The organism is Thalassospira permensis NBRC 106175 (genome assembly GCF_000714555.1).
Classification (GTDB): Bacteria; Pseudomonadota; Alphaproteobacteria; order Rhodospirillales; family Thalassospiraceae; genus Thalassospira; species Thalassospira xiamenensis.
On record NZ_AUNC01000015.1, the window covers coordinates 14,186 to 31,318 of the forward strand.

Below are 17,133 nucleotides of genomic sequence, written 5' to 3' on the forward strand. Positions count from 1 at the left end.
CGGGGCGTTTTTTGTTCTGTTACCAGGCAACTTTACCCAGAAGCTTTTCACCAAGCGTTGTCAGCTTTGCGCGTTCATAGCGCGTCTGTTCCCAATTGCGCGGGTCACCCGGGAAGGCGTGACCGCGTGCCGGCAGGCGTTCCGACCAGCTTTTGGTCCGCCAATCAACAAGTTCCTGTTCCTCGGGCGTTGCCGGGGCCATGGATATATATTGCGCAACGCGGGTCTGGTTGGACCGGTTGGCGCGAATGCCATGTGCAAGCAGGCTATTGAAAATCAGAAGATCGCCCGCCTGCATCGGAATGCGTTTGGGTTCATACGGAATATTGGCGATGTCCGGACGAAACGGGTCTCGGTCCTTTGGCGCGGTGGCAAGCCATTCGGCGAAATTGGCAAACAGATCCGGTACACACTGGAACCCACCCATATCATCATTGGTATCGACCAACGATAAAACGCCCTGCACATTGATCGGCAGCGGGACCTGACTGGTGTCGGCGTCCCAATGAATGAAACCGTCAAAGGCACGCGTGCCGACATTGGGCGTATTAAGGTTGGCGCGATCAATCGATACCCAAAGATCGGTCCGATCCCAGATATCGACAAATGCGTCATAAATCCGCGGTGTCTGGCGGTTATCCCACATTGATTGATGATGATAGGCTTCGACCATGCCGGAATTGTTCAGTTCGGTCATGGCATGGTCGCGCATTTGCGGCTGGGCCCAGCTTGCCGGATCATTCGGATTCATTTCCTGAAATTCCCAGAGGAAATCGACGGTGGCTTTGACCTGTTCCTGCGGGACGGCATTTTTTACGACAACAAAGCCATAGGTTTGCCAGTGTTTGAAGTCCGCATCCGATAGCACGCGGAGCGGCAGCGATTTTTTAAGATCACGCAATTGCGTGCCGGTGACTTCCTTGACCGAGGCATTGCCCGGCCGGTTCGCATTCGGGCCGGTCGGGGCCATTGTCGCCGTAGTTGCGTTTGCCAGCATGCTCATGATTTTTCCTCCCGCATGGTTCATGATGTTGGAACCATTCTAGAGGGCCGCAATGGTCGCGCCCACTGACAGGGCGGACATAATATGATACTATTCGGCCAAATTAATCGATTTTGATAGCCGTATAAGCGGGTGTTTGAATGAAACTGCTGTTCGAACATGTGAAAATTGCACCGGATCGGTCATGGCGCGGCCTGCACCGGAACCTGCGTGCGATCCCGTTCGAGTGGCATTTTCATCCGGAATACGAACTCACCCTGACGCTCGGAAGTGAGGGGCAACGCTATGTCGGGGATCATATCGGTTCTTACGGTGACGATGATCTGGTCTTGCTGGGCCCGAACCTGCCCCATACATGGCATTCGCACAATGCCGCCCCGCCCGCATCCGGGAAAATCGATATGGGAGCCTATGATCTTGATTTGCAGGCAAAGCCGGGCGAACGGCCACATCAGGCCTTTGTGTTCTGGTTTACGGCCGATTGGATCAATAATGTTTGTGAAACCATGCCGGAATTTGCGCGGCTGCGACCTGTCCTGACAGATGCACGGCGGGGTGTGAAGTTCGATACCCTATCAGCACGAAAGGTTGCGGCCTTCACACACCGGTTTGATATAGGCGATCCGGCCGACCGGTTATTGTTGCTGATAGAAGTATTGCGGATTTTGCTGGATGCGCAGGAACGGATACCGCTTGCGTCCGAACGGTTTGACGCGACGGTGCCCGATTATCATGAGGCAACCCGGCTTGGTCGGGTTCTGGATATTTTGCATTCGCACTATGTCGAACAAACCGGAAGAGCCGAAATTGCCGAGCAGACCGGCATGAGCGAGCGGACCCTGCGCCGTTTTTTCAAACGTCATACAGGGTCAAGCATTCAGGATTATCTAATGGGATTGCGGTTGGGGCGGGCGGTGTCTTTGCTGTTGTCGTCCGAATTGCCGATTTATCGGGTGGCGGAGGAATCCGGGTTTCAGAACCTGTCGCATTTCAATCGGCAATTTGACCGTCATCGCGGCATGTCGCCCAGCCGGTTCCGACGTGAACGGTTTGAAAAGGGAATGTTGCAGTCGGTTTGAGAAGGTAGACGTGCCTATTAGAAACGAGGCAGGGGCCAGTCGGTATGATTGGTTGCCAGATGCTGGTCAAATGCCTGCCAGAAAAGGTTTCGGAAAACATCGCGTTCCTGAAGGATTTCATGGCGGGCTTCGGGGATTTCGACCATTGCAACCGATGGATGATCGCCAAACAGTTCCTGTGTGGCGCGGTTGCTGACCACCTGATCGTTTCCTGACAGAATCATCGTAATCGGGGGCAGGGGCGAGGTCACAAAATTATTATCCGGTACAATACGCTGGGATAATTCCGCCTGTGCCCTGAAACAGGCATCAAGCCATCCCGCCGAAACGCCACCAACCACCAGATCAGGGTTATCTTGCAGGCAGGTGACGTTGCGTTCGTAGCGCGCCCTATCCGACGTCAGCAGATTGTCATCGGCAAAGGGTTGCAATGGTGACAGCAGCTTTTGTCCTGGCAGGAATTGCTTGTCGAAACCATATCGGCACAGTCCGGCTGACAAAAACTGCGCGGCAAGTGCGATCCAGTCCGGCCCACCAAGCCCGAAAAATGGGGCGATCATGACGCTGCTTTCAAACAGGGACGGTTTTTCAAGCAGCATGTGCATGCCCACCAGCCCGCCAGTCGAGTGGGTCAGAAGCAGATCACAGTGGATATTGTAATGATCGGCCAGGTGCGAAAGCACATCATGCGTATCTTCGATATAATGGGCGATATCGCGGACATAACCCATATGGTTTTCGGTGACTTCGCGGGTTGATCCGCCCTGTCCGCGGAAATCGAAAGTGACACAGCCAAGCCCGCGTTCGGCAAGTTCATGTGCTGTTTCGCCGTAGCGTTCGATGAACTCGCCGCGCCCCTGAAGGATCAGGACATGACCAATGGCATTTTCAGGCGAATTCAAGGCATAACGAAATGTCAGGCCGCTTCGTCCGGTAAATCGATCAATGGCAAAGGTCATGTCTGTGCGTGCTTCTTATGGCGGAAGGCGATGATCAGTTGTGCAAACTGTTCATCAATTTGCGGTCTTTCCCGGGACTTCCAGTGACACTTCGATGAAATGGGTCATTTTGTCGAGCATGCTGACAAAATCGGGGTTGAAGGTTCCGCGCCGCAGACTGCCCAGGGACGCGGAATCCGACAGATTCAATTCACCATAAACCGCATCGCTGCTGGTCTGGCATTTACTGTTGGCGCTTTGCTCGTCGTAATGGTCGCATCGACGGATAATGCCATCCATACCGTAATGCTGGTTATCGGGATGCATGGTAATGGCAGTATGGGCATGATTAAGCGTCCGCCAGTCCGGAGCCGCAGATTTGACAATGTCGACACCCTCACACAAAGGATGTTCGTCAATCAGGTGTTCTTCGCCCTGATACCAGATCAGGCGCTTGTTATCATTTGTGACCTTGTTGCAGAAGAAGTCGGCCGCCAATAAGGGATCAACCGTGTGGTCATCGGAACTGGCCACCATGAAGACGGGGATATCGAACGTATCCATGGTGCCATCGCGATAGGGTTCAGTCAGCAGATGAAATTCCGCCGCGGCATTCATTGCCATCGAACCATATTTGGCAGCATCACTGTTTTCACCTTTGCCAACCCAGCTTTGGACATAACGGGCATAGGGTGTCAGCCATGCCTGATCGCTTTTGGCAGCAAAGCCCGGCGATAGTAAAACCATTGCCGTCATCCGCGGATCGCGGCGACGGGCATCAAATTCGCGCCCGATCAGGGCCGCCCCCATCGAATAGCCAATGGTGATGACATGGTCGGTGCCGTTTGCGAACCCGTCCAAGCCATAACGCACTGTTTTGATCCAGTCCTCGTAACTGACGTCAATCAAATCACCTGGGACGGTGCCATGCCCCGGAAGAAGCAGGCCATGGAAGGTCGCGCATGGGAATTTGGATTGCAACGTATCGCGCACATCGGTCATCAGAAACGGACTGTCTGTCAGGCCATGTACCATCAGGAAACCGACATCTTTGCCATGTGCCGTGTCATTGCCCGCCGCATCGCAGGCCGCTTTGTTCGGACCTGATGCGAAAGGGGCACGCATCGCGACCACCTGGTCAAGATCGTATTGGCCAAATGGCGCGGCTTCCTTGTCAAAGCGCTTTGCTTTAAGTGCCGTGTGAAGCTGTTCGCGGGTTTTCTTGACATAATCGTCAAATGATTGGTTCTCGGCGGGGGCACCAATGGCAAGGCCGGACGGATCATGTTGCGGGTCTTCGAAAATGCATCCCGACAGTGCAATCGTCGCCGGAATGGTCATAGCGACAAGTGTCGAACGCAAAAGGCCGTTTGCGGACATGGAATGCTTCCCCGTTTCGTTTCGGTGTGGTGGCTTGTCCGATAAACTCTAACTCAGGCTGCATTATGACGCGACCAACAAAAAAGCGGCCCGTAACGGACCGCTTTGAAATCGGTGGCAGAACACGCCCGAAAGCTGGCTTATTCCATGATTTCCCAGCTATGCGTGATTTCGGCCGCCTTCGACAGCATGATTGAGGCCGAGCAATATTTCTCGGCTGAAAGTTCAACCGCACGGGCCAGTTTGGCTTCGTTCAGGTTTTCACCCTTGGCCTTGAAATGCAGGTGGATTTTCGTGAATACCTTGGGGTCGGTTTCCGCACGCTCGGCTTTGACATCGGCTTGGACATCGATGATTTTCTCGCGGCCTTTCTGAAGGATATGCACGACATCAATCGACGAGCATCCTGCCAGACCGAGAAGCAGCATCTCCATCGGGCTAGGACCAAAGCCGGTGTCACGGTTGCCATCCATGACAACGCCATGGCCAGAGCCGCTGGTGCCGGTGAAGGTCAGATTTTCAAGCCACTTTACGCGTGCTTCCATGATCGGGTTCCTTGTCTTGAGAATTGCATGCTTCATCGTCTAGCCTGCCTGATCGGTTCGCGCAAGCCGTGATCAGATAAGGCAGTTAAAGGTTGAAAAACATCAAGTACAGGGGTGTAAAACTGTTATAGGAGTTTTTACCTTAACAGGAGATAATGTATGTCATTCCAGACCGTTATCGCCAAGGAGGGTAAATCATGACGCAGGATGCCGGACGCAGCAAAAGCCGTTTCATGATGGCTATGGAGCATGTTTTGCGTGAAGTGAACCATGAAGTCATCAGTCCTGCGATCCCTGATATGAGCGTCGATACGGCTTTGCCGCTTATTATCAATGTTGCCAAGTTGCGTGCCGACTATCTGAAATATGCCTTCAAGCTCAGTGCAGATCGCAACGACAATCATCCGACGGCCGAGGAACTGGCGAAGCTTAAACTTCTTCGCGAGAGCTATCAGGAAATGCTTGCGGCTGCGCGTGAACTCGAACATTGCATTGATCGGGGATATATTGACCTGCCGGTCGGCGATAAAAAATCGTGACGCATTGGCTCTGGTCGCAAGACTAAGCTTGTCATATACTTACGTATGGAATAAGAGCTTTGAAAAAAGGCCTGCTAAGCGGCCTTGGTAATAAAATCCGATGGTTTTGGGGCATTATAGATAACACGGGAAAGGGAGTGCGTCGCAAAGCGGCGCGTGCGTGTATTGTCAATTGCTCCAGACATTGTCGCCACAGCAGCACTATCGCGCGACGGCATTATATTCATCGGTTCGTCCGATTTGAAAATCGCCCATGCCAATTTGGTTGCGGTTAACCTTTTTAACGCATCGAAGTCGGCCTTGCGAGACGGAACCGAAATCAAGCAGTTCCTTGCTTTTCTTGCCAAAAATGCGGAATTTTCGTCTGGCGACAGTGTCGGTGCGGCACGCGAAGCGCTTAGCCTCATTTCTGGTAAGGATGCCAAGGCCGATTTGCCAGCCTTTCAAATGAATGGCAGAAAAGTTACGTGGCGTAAGGCCGAAGGTCCCGAAGGTGTGACAGCACTGGTCTTTCGCGAGGCTGGCAAGGCAGAAGAGCTTGCCAAGGCATTGGCCGATCACAAGATTTTCATCCAGCATCTGATCGATGTGTTGCCTGTCCCGGTTTACCTCAAGAATCTGGATGGTGTGATCAACCGTTGCAATGATGCTTTTGCCGAGTTGCTGGGGCAGGATCCCAAAAAGGTGATTGGCGGCAAATTCGCCGATGTGGCCCCGGCGCCGCTTGTTAGCCGCATTTTCGATTACGAGGCACCGTTGCTGAAATCAGAAGGCAATGTGCGTCATGAAATTGATTTCGAAATGGACGGTGTCGAAAAATCCGCATTGTTTGCCGCCGCCAGCCTGAAGGGGCCAAGTGGCGCAATTGCCGGTACGATTGGCTCGTTGATTGATGTGACATCGCTAAAACAGGCACAGGCCGAAGTCGCCGCGGCAGCACAACGTCTGACAGGGCTTTTGGAAAAGGCACCAATCGGTGTTGGCATTTCCAACCGGGATGGCGGGGAATTCCAGTTTTATAACAAGATGTTCGAGACTCTTCTGTCTCTTGATAGTGATGGGATGGTGCCAACGGACACAGTGCTTCTTTCGGAGCGATACCGAGAAAAAAGTCTTCAGGATATGGATATGCTTGGCGAATTGCAGGATGTGGAATTACGCATTCGCCGTCCGGCAGATTCAGATGCGCGGTGGTTGAAGGCATCCATGGAACCGCTGACATTCGAGGGGCAGGAATCTGTGCTCTGGTGGATAAGTGATATCACCAAGCAGAAGCTTGCCGCACGTGAACTGCAGAATAAGGCAAATAACGATGAACTGACCGGCCTGGCAAACCGTGCGCGTTACATGCAGAAGCTTTCACAATGTGAAACTGTCTTGCGCGGTACGGATACGCCAGCGTCAATCTTCCTGCTTGATCTTGATGGCTTCAAGACCGTGAACGATACATTGGGGCATGGTGCTGGCGACTGGGTTCTGGTTGAAACGGCAAAGCGGCTCAAGCGTGTTGCCCGTCGGGCGGAGGAAGTGGCGCGTCTGGGCGGTGATGAATTTACCCTGTTTTTCATTAATAAAGGTGATGAAAAGGAAATGGCGGCACTGGCCGATGACATTATTGCCGAGATCTCCAAACCCTATATGTGGGAAGGGAATCGTTGTGATATTGGTGCATCGATTGGCTTTACCGTTTTCGACGCAGGCTATTGCGACATGACCGAGCAATTACGCCGTGCTGACAAGGCCATGTATGAGGCCAAAGAAGCCGGCAAGGGGCGGGCCTGTCTCTATCGGCCAGAACTTGAACCCGATTTGCACAGGGATGATACTGTCTAGGTCTGATTGGTTTGCTCAAGTGGAATTTGGGGTGGGGGGATGTGATCATCCCGCCTTTTCCTTTGCTGATTTGATCAGTTGCATCCGCCAGTACTGCGGTTTTGCCGAGATTTTCAATTAGCTAATAGGTCTAATCAGGCACATTTTTGCCGGGAATCTGGTGGTTGGCACAAACAAAAACGCCCGGCACATGGCCGGGCGTTTCGTGTTCGATGCGTCCTTTCTGGTGAAAGGATCAGCCGCTGTAGTACATGTCGAATTCGACCGGGTGCGGCGACTGTTCGAAGCGGATAACTTCTTCCATTTTCAGGGCGATGTAAGCGTCGATCAGGTCGTCGCTCATCACATCGCCTTTTTTCAGGAAGTCGCGGTCTGCGTCGAGGCTGTCAAGTGCTTCGTGCAGCGAGCGGCAAACGGTCGGAACTTCTTTGAGCTCTTCCGGCGGAAGGTCATAGAGGTTTTTGTCCATTGCATCGCCCGGGTGGATCTTGTTCTCGATACCGTCAAGGCCAGCCATCAGCATTGCGGTGAATGCGAGATACGGGTTGGCAAGCGGATCAGGGAAGCGAATCTCGACGCGCTTGCCCTTCGGGGACGCGGTGTAGGGGATACGGCAGGAAGCAGAACGGTTACGAGCCGAGTATGCCAGCAGAACCGGTGCTTCGAAGCCCGGGACCAGACGCTTGTAAGAGTTGGTCGTCGGGTTGGTGAAAGCGTTCAGTGCTTTGGCGTGTTTGATGATACCGCCGATATAGTACAGAGCGGTGTCAGACAGGTCCGCATAGCCGTTACCAGCGAACAGCGGCTTGCCTTCGTGCCAGATCGACTGGTGAACGTGCATGCCCGAGCCGTTGTCGCCAAAGACCGGCTTCGGCATGAAGGTTGCGGTTTTGCCATACTGATGTGCAACCATGTGGATGCAGTATTTGTAAACCTGAACGGCGTCAGCATGTTCGATCAGGGTGCCGAAAGCGATACCCAGTTCGTGCTGCGACGGTGCAACTTCGTGGTGGTGCTTTTCGCAACGCACGCCCATTTCGTTGATGTAGTTGACCATTTCGGCGCGGATGTCGTTGGCCGAGTCAACCGGCTGTACCGGGAAATAGCCGCCCTTCGGACCCGGACGGTGGCCGCGGTTGCCGCCTTCGAATTCGGTGCCGGTGTTGTACGGACCTTCTTCGGAGTCCAGCTGATAACCCATGCCTTCGCCAGCGGTGGTCCAGCGAACGTCATCAAACATGAAGAATTCCGGCTCTGCACCGAAATATGCGGTGTCGCCGATACCGGCCGATTTCATGTATGCGAGTGCGCGTTTTGCGGTCGAACGCGGGCAACGCTCGTAACCCTGGCCAGTGGCCGGTTCGATAACGTCGCAAACGATGATCAGGGTCGGCTGCGCGGTGAACGGGTCAACAACAGCGGTCGACGGATCCGGCATAAGGATCATGTCGGATTCGTTGATTTCTTTCCAGCCAGCGATCGACGAACCGTCGAACATGATGCCGTCAACAAAAACGTCTTCGTCGATTGTGCAGATGTCCTGCGCGGTGTGCTGCCATTTACCTTTGGAATCGGTAAAGCGCAGATCGACAAACTGGATGCCTTTTTCTTTGATAAGCTTAAGTACAGAAGCAGCGTCAGACATGATGCAACCCTTTAAAACTCAAAATTAGTGATCGTACGATGTTCAATGTCAGGTAACGGACCGATTAGATCGCGTCGTTGCCCCGTTCACCGGTACGAATGCGGATCGCGTCCTCGAGCGAGGAAACGAAGATTTTACCGTCACCGATACGACCGGTGTGAGCGGCTTGCTGGATTGCCTCAATCGCACGCTCGACAAGCGTGTCCTCAACGACGATTTCCAACTTTACCTTCGGCAGAAAGTCCACAACATATTCGGCGCCGCGATACAGCTCCGTATGGCCTTTCTGTCGGCCGAAGCCTTTGGCTTCGGTAACGGTAATCCCTTTGAGGCCAATCTCTTGAAGGGCCTCTTTAACCTCGTCAAGCTTGAATGGCTTGATGATGGCTTCAATCTTTTTCATTAAGCGCCCTCTGCTTTTTGCGAGAGTTGCGTAGAACTCGGAAAGCTCCATTGCTTTGCCGCGTTAATTGCACGGGCCGTGCCAGTTTTGGCCCGCGCGGTCATTCTAAGGAGTCTCTGCGTGAAAACCCAGCAAAACCCATGAAGTTTTTAAGATTTTCTTGATCGCATCTGATTGTCTTTTAGGCAGAATGTTTAAAATTTATGCAAACATTGTGAGATGGCAGAGGTCAACGAGGTTCTCCGCGATCCGTGCTTGCCTGATCTGCCTGCGTCGTGCGACAGAAAATACATAAAACACGTATCATGACGACAGGGCATGGATCATATAATCTGCCTGTCTGATTTATAATTTGCGCCACCAGACAGATAAAAGCCGGTTTCCACCGACTGGTACTGAAACTCAGAGAAGGACGCCTCATGACCGAATTTGTCGGCAATCCTCTTTTCGCTTCGGGCGGCATCACGATTTTTGAAGTGATGAACGAACTGGCCCAGAAACATAATGCCATCAATCTAGGGCAGGGAGCGCCCGATACTGACGGTCCGGCTGATATTCGCGAAGCTGCGGCCAAGGCGACGATGGAACTGTCCAATCAATATCCGCCGTTGGCAGGTGTTCCGGAGTTGCTTCATGCGGTTGCCGACCATAACAAGCGTTTCTATGATATCGAGGTCGATCCGAAGAAAGAAGTCCTTGTCGCGGTCGGTGCGACCGAGGCGCTGGCTGATGTGATCCTTGGTCTTGTTGCGCCCGGCGATGAAGTGATCCTGATCGAACCCCTTTATGACAGCTACCTTCCGATGGTGAAGCTTGCGGACGGTATCCCCAAACTGGTACGTGTCACACCGCCAAGCTGGGATCTGCCACGCGAAGAACTTGCAGCGGCCTTCTCGGAAAAAACCAAGCTGATCCTGATAAACTCGCCGCAGAACCCTTGTTCAAAGGTCTATGGCGATGATGAACTGCAATTCATTGCTGATCTGTGCATCAAGCATGATGTGATCGCACTGTGTGACGAGGTTTATGAACATCTTGTCTTTGACGGGCGCAAACACAAACCGCTGATGACTTTTCCCGGTATGCATGATCGCACCGTACGCATAGGATCAGCAGGCAAGACATTCTCACTGACGGGGTGGAAGATCGGATACATCACAGCATGTGCAAAATTGATGGAGCCGATCAAAAAAGCGCATCAGTTCCTTGTTTTCACCGTGCCGCCAGGGTTGCAGCATGGTGTGGCCTACGGCCTTAACAAAGGTGATGATTACTTCGAAGGTTTTACTGCTGAAATGCAGGCAAAGCGCGACTTCCTGATGAAGGGCCTGAAAGAGGTTGGCTTTGGGGTTCTGGATTCGCAGGGTACTTATTTCATCACCTGCGATTTCCGACCGCTTGGCTATGATTGCGATGATGTCGAGTTTTGTCAGATCATGATCAAGGAGGCCGGTGTTGTGGCGATCCCTGTTTCGGCGTTCTATCAGGGCAAGGATGGCGGCGTTCGCCATTTTGTGCGGTTCTGCTTCTGCAAGGAAGAAGCCAAAATGTCCGAGGCGATTGAGCGGATGAAGAAGGCGTTTGCAAGGTAGAAAAGCAAGGCATTTAAGGGAAACAGGCCGAGAACTTTAGCCTTCGGCCTGTTTTTTTGGGGACGCTGTCAACCGTGATCAGGAATTGACCATTTCCCAACTCCCTGTGCGGGCCGAGCGGGCCAGCGCATCCAAGATCTGCATATTGGCAATCCCGTCTTCAATCGGGTAGTCGACCGGGCTTTCGTCGTTAAAGATCGCCGTCGCGTTCTCGCCTTGCAGGGTATAGTGGTTGCCAGTCGGGAATTTGATTTCGCGTGCTTCGTCAAAACCTGGCTGCTTTTGCGTACCGACCCTGATCACTGCCGGATTTTCCGGCACCGGGTTGAACGGCATGATGATTTCAATGCGGCCTTCGGTGCCAAGGATATGAACGCGCTGCACGGCGGCGGATTGTGTGCCGCAAACAAAACTTGCCTGAACGCCGCTTCCGAAATCGAGCATGCCCGAAACAAGCCGGTCAGTACCGAATTTCGGATCCTTGTCCATCAGGGAAACCACACGCACCGGTTCCTTGCCCGTGATATAGCGTGGGCCGACAATGCAGTAGCAGCCGATATCAAGTAAACCGCCACCGCCGATATCCTTTTTGTTGCGCACATTGTTCGGATCGGCATTGAAATAGGTAAAGATGCTTTGCACCGTGCTGATCGTGCCGATCTGACCGCTTTCGACGAGCCGACGCGCTTCCTGCCATTGCGGATGATGACGAACCATAAAGGCCTCAAGCACGTGTTTGCCGCTTTTATCGCGGGCCGCGATCAGGCGTTTGGCGTCTTCGGTGTCAAGCCCGATGGGTTTTTCGCACAGCACGTGTTTTCCGGCTTCCAGCGCTTTGATTGTCCATTCGACATGCAAGTGGTTGGGCAGGGGATTGTAGATTGCTTCGATTGACGGATCAGCCAGCAGTTCCTCATAGGAGCCATAGGCGCGCGGAATGCGCAGACTTTGGGCGGTTTCACGCGTTTTTTCCAGATCACGTCCGGCAATGGCAAGGATTTCAAGCTTGTCGCTTTCCTGCATGGCCGGAATGACCTTTTCCGTGCCGATCTTTGCCGTGCTGATGACGCCCCACTTCATTCCGATACTCCGTATTGTTTTCTCTTTTGCGGCGCGCATGATTGTTTCAGGCCTGCGCGCCGTGTTAATTTCGCCCGGAATGGCGGGCGTGTTCAAGATATTGAATTGATTTAATTAGCGCACTTGCCTGATCGCGCAAGATGTTCAAACGGATGGGGGCCTGTTCGGGCGGATTGGTTGTGATGATAAGTACCAGATACAGAACCCGCAGTCGCCCGGTTTGCGGGACTTTGAGAAGTTCGGTGGAAAACGGGGCAAAAAAGTAAAAATATGCGCTTGACGTCCGGTGCTCCCGGCGATAAAAACCGCGCCACACGACGGCGGGTGTAGCTCAGGTGGTTAGAGCACCAGATTGTGGCTCTGGGGGCCGTGGGTTCAAGTCCCATCACTCGCCCCATGTGAAAAGGTCAGGCAGAAATGCCTGGCCTTTTGTCTTTCGGGCTGCTTTCCAATTCCAAAACCGGGACTGATCTGCTAGTTAGCCTGTGCGCTCGCGCCCATTCGTTTGTTCCGGTTCCGAGGAGGTCGCCCCCATGTCCGCAAATTCAGTAAATCGCATTACCCTTCGCCGTCCCGATGACTGGCATTTACATCTGCGCGATGGCGCGATGCTTGAAGGGGTTATTGGCGAAACCAGCGAACATTTTGCACGTGCGATCATTATGCCGAACCTTGTGCCGCCGGTGGTCAAGACCGAGGATGCGATTGCCTATCGTGACCGGATTAACGCGGTCATCCCGCAGGGGCACGATTTTACGCCTTTGATGACGCTTTACCTGACCGAAGGGACCAATCCCGATGATGTCGAGGAAGGCTACAAGTCCGGTGTGATTACCGCACTGAAGCTGTATCCGGCCGGGGCAACGACCAATTCGGCAAGTGGTGTGCGCGATTTCGACAAGGCGATGCCGGTGCTGGAGCGCATGGCAAGTCTTGGTATTCCGCTTTGCGTGCACGGTGAAGTCACCGATCCTGAGATTGATATTTTCGACCGCGAGGCCGTGTTCATCGACCGCGTTCTTGATCCGCTGCGTAAGCGTTTGCCGGAATTGCGTGTGATCATGGAGCATATCACCACCGAAGACGGTGTCGAATATGTCAAAGCCAATGACAGGAACCTTGGCGCGACCATCACGACCCATCACCTGATCATCAACCGCAATGCCATTCTGGTCGGAGGCATTCATCCGCATTTCTACTGCCTGCCGGTGGCGAAGCGTGAAAAACATCGCCTCGCACTGCGCAAGGCAGCAACCAGCGGTGATGTGCGTTTCTTCCTGGGTACTGACTCCGCCCCGCATACCGATGACCGCAAGGAAAGCGCGTGTGGTTGTGCCGGTATCTTTACCGCCAATAATACTGTCCAACTTCTGGCACATGTGTTCGAGGAAGAGGGGGCATTGGACAAGCTTGAAGGCTTTGCCTCGGTCAATGGTCCGCAGTTTTATGGTCTGCCGTTGAATGGCGACAAGATCACATTGGAAAAACGCGATGCGGCGGCAACTTTCCCGGCCAGAATTGAAACCGGTGAGGGCCCAGTCACGGTGTTTGATCCGGGCTTCCCGATTTACTGGCACTATGCCGGTTAGGTTTGCGTCGATCATGTTCAAAAGGGGCTTGTTATGCAGGCCCCTTTTTTGTGGCTTCTACGGTGATGGTCAGCCCGTGATATCAATATTGGCTGGTGCCGCGCTCAGCCCTAATGTCATGCGATAGCTTTCGGCTGCCGCAATAGCCTGTGTTGCGATCATCGCACTGATGTTGCGTGACGCACCCTTTGCAACATTGAAATCGGCCGATGATGTGCCGGGCATAGAGGCGGCCCGCGATATGGCGGCCTGATTGGCAATCGCTGCAATCCCGTCAAGGCCCTGAAGCGGGTGAATGCTGACCTTGCCGCCGGTGGCGTAAAGTCGCCCGTCAGGACCGGCAGTATAACTATAACTGATCATTCCGGCATTCGCACCAGCAAGGGTCTGATGGCTTTCTTCCTCGGTCCTGACGTTGGCGTCACGCGCCTGCAATTCCCGAACAATGTCGCGTTCCCGGTCCGTCAAAAGGGCGGGATTGCTTGTTGGCAGGCGTGCACTTTCCGGTGTTGTTTCGCGTGCTTCGCGTTGTTGCGCGGTGCTGCCCCGGATGTCGGGTACGGACGCACCGGGCAGGGCGCGAGGGTCAAGTTGTTGAATAATGGTAACAATTGATGCCGCACTGTTAACCGGTGTGGAGGGGGCGTTTGGCGCCGGATCTGATAGCTGTGTTGTGGTGCTCGCATTGCCAATCGGTCGGATTGACACGGCAGCGGGCCTTAAAGGTGTTGCAACAGAGCCCCCCTCAGCAGAACCTGATCCTGCAGATTGTTGCCCGGCACCGGGAAGGGCACGGGTGGCAATGACTTGCCCAAGTTGCCCACCACTGCCAGGAATAAGCTGAATTGCACCATCCTGTGTCATGGGAGCATTATATATCAACTTATGGTTAAGTGTATATGATTGGCATCACTGCAATCACGGCAGTTTGATGTGATCTTGAATTGCTGATCGATCATAGAATGCAGGAACGCAGTCGATATGGTGTAGGAGAAATAGCCGTTTGAAACACCTGCTTATGCCTGTTTTGATCATGCTTTGGGCGATAGTGTCGGTACCTGCAATTGCCGCACCTGATGCTGATCTATGGCCCGATTGGCAGGCGCATGATGATTCGAACGACGCCATCATTGATCATTCTGTCTGGCAGACGATCCTTGACCATCATCTGGTGGTGGTTTCGTCTGGCGTCACGGCATTTGATTATGCAGGTGCCAAATCTTCAAGCCTTACGCATCTCTCGGATTATCTTAATGCCATGCAGGCGGTTAAAATTGACGCATATAACCGCGATCAGCAAATGGCCTTCTGGATCAATCTTTACAATGCGCAGACTGTTGCGGTGGTCATGGATCATTATCCGGTCGACAGCATTCGGGATATCGACATTTCACCGGGGCTTTTTTCGCTTGGATTATTTTCGTCAGGCCCTTGGGACAAAAAACTTTTGACCGTCGAAGGCAGGTCTTTGAGCCTGAACGATATCGAACATCGTATCCTGCGGCCCATCTGGCAGGATGCGCGTATTCACTATGCCCTTAATTGTGCGTCAATTGGTTGTCCGGCGTTGGCAGCGACGGCCTATGACGGAAACCGGATCGAAGAGCAGCTTGATAAGGCGGCTCTTGCTTTCATCCAGGATGAACGGGCGGTGAGGTTGGCCGAAGACGGATCAGAGATCGAACTGTCTTCGATTTTTGACTGGTATCGGTCCGATTTTGGCAAAAGCGATGCGGCATTTTCCGATCATCTGGCGCGTTATGCCGGATTGGAGCTTGCAACATGGCTGAGCGTTCACGGCGAGGACCTGCCCATCAGCTTCTATCATTATGACTGGTCATTGAACGATAGCCATCCCTGAGGTCGTGTTGTTTACGCCGCTGTCATGCGCCAGTTATAGTGGGGCGCGCGGCTGCTTCGGGCGCGAACAGGGGGTGATGGCAGGCGATTTTGCAAAACCTGATCAATCGTGTGACGGACGTCACTGGCCGAGATGCCATCATAGCGCATTAATGTCTGGACGATCGGATCGGCCAGCATTTCGTCGATGGTCAGTTCCTGATCCACATATTTCATTGCTCGCATCCCATTCATATTGTTGCGCCCAAGATAAAGCGATTGAAAATCATTCGCAACAATTAAGTTGTATCCATTGTCTTTTTTCATCTTTTCGCTGTAGCCGCGTTGTGCTGCGTCAAAGTCAGACGGGCGATTTTACGCTATATAAGGTGTTTCTTGTGCTGGGGCGCTGTTGATAACGGACCACATCCTGCGGTGGCTGGTTTTCAGCTATTTTCTTGATTCTCGTGTTTTCTGGCTCTAACGCTGTCATCTGGCTTTCGAAATCCGATAAAGCCCAATAACTGTGGCAAGAATAGGCTGGGAAGATGACACGTCCGGGAATTCGTGAATTTGCGTTGCTGTTTTTACTGGCGCTGATGTGGGGCAGTTCATTCACCTTCATCAAGATTGGTGTGCATGCCTATTCGCCGCTGGTGGTCGCAGCCGGGCGATTGGCTGTCGCCGCACTGGTGCTATGGGCCTTTGCCTTTATTCGCAAAAGTGACCTTCCCAAGGGACGGCGCGCGTGGTGGTCGACCTTCTTTGTTGCGTTGTTGGGGAATTCTGTGCCCTTTTTCCTGATCAGCTATGGCGAAACGGAAATCGATGCCGGGCTAGCGGCAATTCTGATGTCTGTCGTGCCGCTGACAACGGTGGCGCTGGCACATTTCGTTACGAATGATGAAAAACTTTCGATGGGGAAGGCGCTTGGTGTGGTGCTTGGCACCATTGGCGTGATTGTTCTGGTCGGGCCGGAAACCCTGACCGGGCTTGGCGGGCAGCTTGTTTTTCAGTTGGCAGTTTTGATCGCGGCCGTGTGCTACGCGATTTCATCACTGGTGGCGCGAAATCTGCGTGATCAGCCGCGTGTTGGGTCTGCGGCGGTGATCCTGACTTTCGCTGCAGTGATGCTCACACCCTTTGCGCTGTTTGTTGATCAGCCCTGGAATATGGGGTGGGACGTCGACGGGGCGCTTTCAATCCTGTATCTGGGGATTTTCCCGACTGGCATTGCCATGTTCCTGATCCTGTATCTGATTGCGCGCGCCGGAGCGAGCTTTGTGGTGTTTAACAATTACCTTGTACCTGCAGTCGGCGTAATGATCGGTTTTCTTGTTCTGCACGAAGTTCCCAAACCGACCAGCGTGATTGCGCTTGGCGTTATTTTGGCCGGGATTGCCGTTTCCCAGCTGCGTTTCGGACGAAAGCCTGTCAGGGCTGGTGATGTTGCCGAAATGGAATGTGACCCGGTAACCCCGATCATGACGGCACCCGGGACCAAAAAATAGCTCTTCGGGGTGGGCATTTTTGCGTTAATTACGATTATTTTCGCCGTTTGTACCGAATGCCGGGACAGGCAGATTTGTCAATATTGTTTGTGCCGGACAAACCTGATACTTTCCGGCTCACTGGTCAGGCATATGTCCATATGTCACGCCGATTGAA

General features: G+C 53.2%; 16 protein-coding genes and 1 tRNA gene. 8 read left to right on the forward strand and 9 right to left on the reverse strand.

Going from position 1 to position 17,133, the window contains the following annotated elements; genetic code table 11:
- Positions 1–19 precede the first annotated feature (19 nt).
- Complete coding sequence (locus tag SMB34_RS09685) at positions 20–1,003, reverse strand: phytanoyl-CoA dioxygenase family protein (protein ID WP_084716550.1); 984 nt, start codon at positions 1,001–1,003, stop codon at positions 20–22.
- Positions 1,004–1,143: 140 nt separating this feature from the next.
- Between SMB34_RS09685 and SMB34_RS09690 the strand changes: the two genes are divergently transcribed.
- Complete coding sequence (locus SMB34_RS09690; protein WP_037989596.1) at positions 1,144–2,082, forward strand: helix-turn-helix domain-containing protein; 939 nt, start codon at positions 1,144–1,146, stop codon at positions 2,080–2,082.
- A 17-nt stretch (positions 2,083–2,099) separates the two neighbouring features.
- Here SMB34_RS09690 and SMB34_RS09695 read toward each other — a convergent pair whose 3' ends face one another.
- The 3 genes from SMB34_RS09695 to SMB34_RS09705 all read right to left on the reverse strand — a co-directional run bounded on the left by SMB34_RS09695 (position 2,100) and on the right by SMB34_RS09705 (position 4,945).
- Positions 2,100–3,041 (reverse strand): alpha/beta fold hydrolase, encoded by a 942-nt coding sequence (locus tag SMB34_RS09695; protein ID WP_037989599.1) that lies wholly within the window; start codon positions 3,039–3,041, stop codon positions 2,100–2,102.
- Positions 3,042–3,095: 54 nt separating this feature from the next.
- Positions 3,096–4,400, reverse strand: a complete 1,305-nt coding sequence (locus SMB34_RS09700; protein WP_037989603.1) for an alpha/beta hydrolase — start codon at positions 4,398–4,400, stop codon at positions 3,096–3,098.
- Positions 4,401–4,540: 140 nt separating this feature from the next.
- On the reverse strand, positions 4,541–4,945 hold the full coding sequence (locus tag SMB34_RS09705; protein ID WP_007091892.1) for an OsmC family protein: 405 nt from the start codon (positions 4,943–4,945) through the stop codon (positions 4,541–4,543).
- A gap of 197 nt (positions 4,946–5,142) precedes the next feature.
- Here SMB34_RS09705 and SMB34_RS09710 point away from each other — a divergent pair, with 197 nt between their 5' ends.
- Together SMB34_RS09710 and SMB34_RS09715 are read left to right on the forward strand one after the other, a co-directional pair.
- Positions 5,143–5,484 carry a hypothetical protein gene (locus SMB34_RS09710; protein ID WP_007091891.1) on the forward strand — a complete coding sequence of 114 codons (342 nt, stop codon included), beginning with the start codon at positions 5,143–5,145 and terminating at the stop codon, positions 5,482–5,484.
- A gap of 156 nt (positions 5,485–5,640) precedes the next feature.
- The gene (locus tag SMB34_RS09715; RefSeq protein WP_037989606.1) at positions 5,641–7,317 is read left to right on the forward strand and encodes a sensor domain-containing protein; all 1,677 of its coding nucleotides are present in this window, start codon (positions 5,641–5,643) and stop codon (positions 7,315–7,317) included.
- 235 nt (positions 7,318–7,552) lie between these two features.
- Here the strand turns inward: SMB34_RS09715 and glnA are convergent, their stop codons facing one another.
- Positions 7,553–8,962, reverse strand: a complete 1,410-nt coding sequence (gene glnA / locus SMB34_RS09720) for a type I glutamate--ammonia ligase (RefSeq protein WP_007091889.1) — start codon at positions 8,960–8,962, stop codon at positions 7,553–7,555.
- 64 nt (positions 8,963–9,026) lie between these two features.
- Positions 9,027–9,365 (reverse strand): P-II family nitrogen regulator, encoded by a 339-nt coding sequence (locus tag SMB34_RS09725; protein WP_007091888.1) that lies wholly within the window; start codon positions 9,363–9,365, stop codon positions 9,027–9,029.
- Between the two features lie 419 nt (positions 9,366–9,784).
- On the opposite strand from SMB34_RS09725, the gene SMB34_RS09730 reads away from it, so the two are divergent.
- Complete coding sequence (locus tag SMB34_RS09730; protein ID WP_037989608.1) at positions 9,785–10,957, forward strand: aminotransferase; 1,173 nt, start codon at positions 9,785–9,787, stop codon at positions 10,955–10,957.
- Positions 10,958–11,035: 78 nt separating this feature from the next.
- On the opposite strand, the gene SMB34_RS09735 is transcribed toward SMB34_RS09730, so the two are convergent.
- Entirely contained in the window at positions 11,036–12,037 is a 1,002-nt protein-coding gene (locus tag SMB34_RS09735; protein WP_037989609.1) for a Gfo/Idh/MocA family protein, read from the reverse strand.
- 320 nt (positions 12,038–12,357) lie between these two features.
- Here SMB34_RS09735 and SMB34_RS09745 point away from each other — a divergent pair.
- A tRNA-His gene (locus SMB34_RS09745) sits at positions 12,358–12,434 on the forward strand.
- Positions 12,435–12,570: 136 nt separating this feature from the next.
- On the forward strand, positions 12,571–13,626 hold the full coding sequence (gene pyrC, locus SMB34_RS09750; protein ID WP_007091884.1) for a dihydroorotase: 1,056 nt from the start codon (positions 12,571–12,573) through the stop codon (positions 13,624–13,626).
- Between the two features lie 69 nt (positions 13,627–13,695).
- Here the strand turns inward: pyrC and SMB34_RS09755 are convergent, their stop codons facing one another.
- Positions 13,696–14,334: a putative metalloprotease CJM1_0395 family protein gene (locus tag SMB34_RS09755; protein ID WP_007091883.1), complete on the reverse strand. Its 639-nt coding sequence runs from the start codon at positions 14,332–14,334 to the stop codon at positions 13,696–13,698.
- Between the two features lie 295 nt (positions 14,335–14,629).
- Between SMB34_RS09755 and SMB34_RS09760 the strand changes: the two genes are divergently transcribed.
- Positions 14,630–15,487: a DUF547 domain-containing protein gene (locus SMB34_RS09760; protein ID WP_051682224.1), complete on the forward strand. Its 858-nt coding sequence runs from the start codon at positions 14,630–14,632 to the stop codon at positions 15,485–15,487.
- 11 nt (positions 15,488–15,498) lie between these two features.
- Here SMB34_RS09760 and SMB34_RS09765 read toward each other — a convergent pair whose 3' ends face one another.
- Positions 15,499–15,702 (reverse strand): hypothetical protein, encoded by a 204-nt coding sequence (locus SMB34_RS09765; RefSeq protein ID WP_139328306.1) that lies wholly within the window; start codon positions 15,700–15,702, stop codon positions 15,499–15,501.
- A 311-nt stretch (positions 15,703–16,013) separates the two neighbouring features.
- Between SMB34_RS09765 and SMB34_RS09770 the strand changes: the two genes are divergently transcribed.
- Positions 16,014–16,976 (forward strand): DMT family transporter, encoded by a 963-nt coding sequence (locus SMB34_RS09770; RefSeq protein WP_007091880.1) that lies wholly within the window; start codon positions 16,014–16,016, stop codon positions 16,974–16,976.
- The last annotated feature ends 157 nt before the right edge of the window (positions 16,977–17,133 follow it).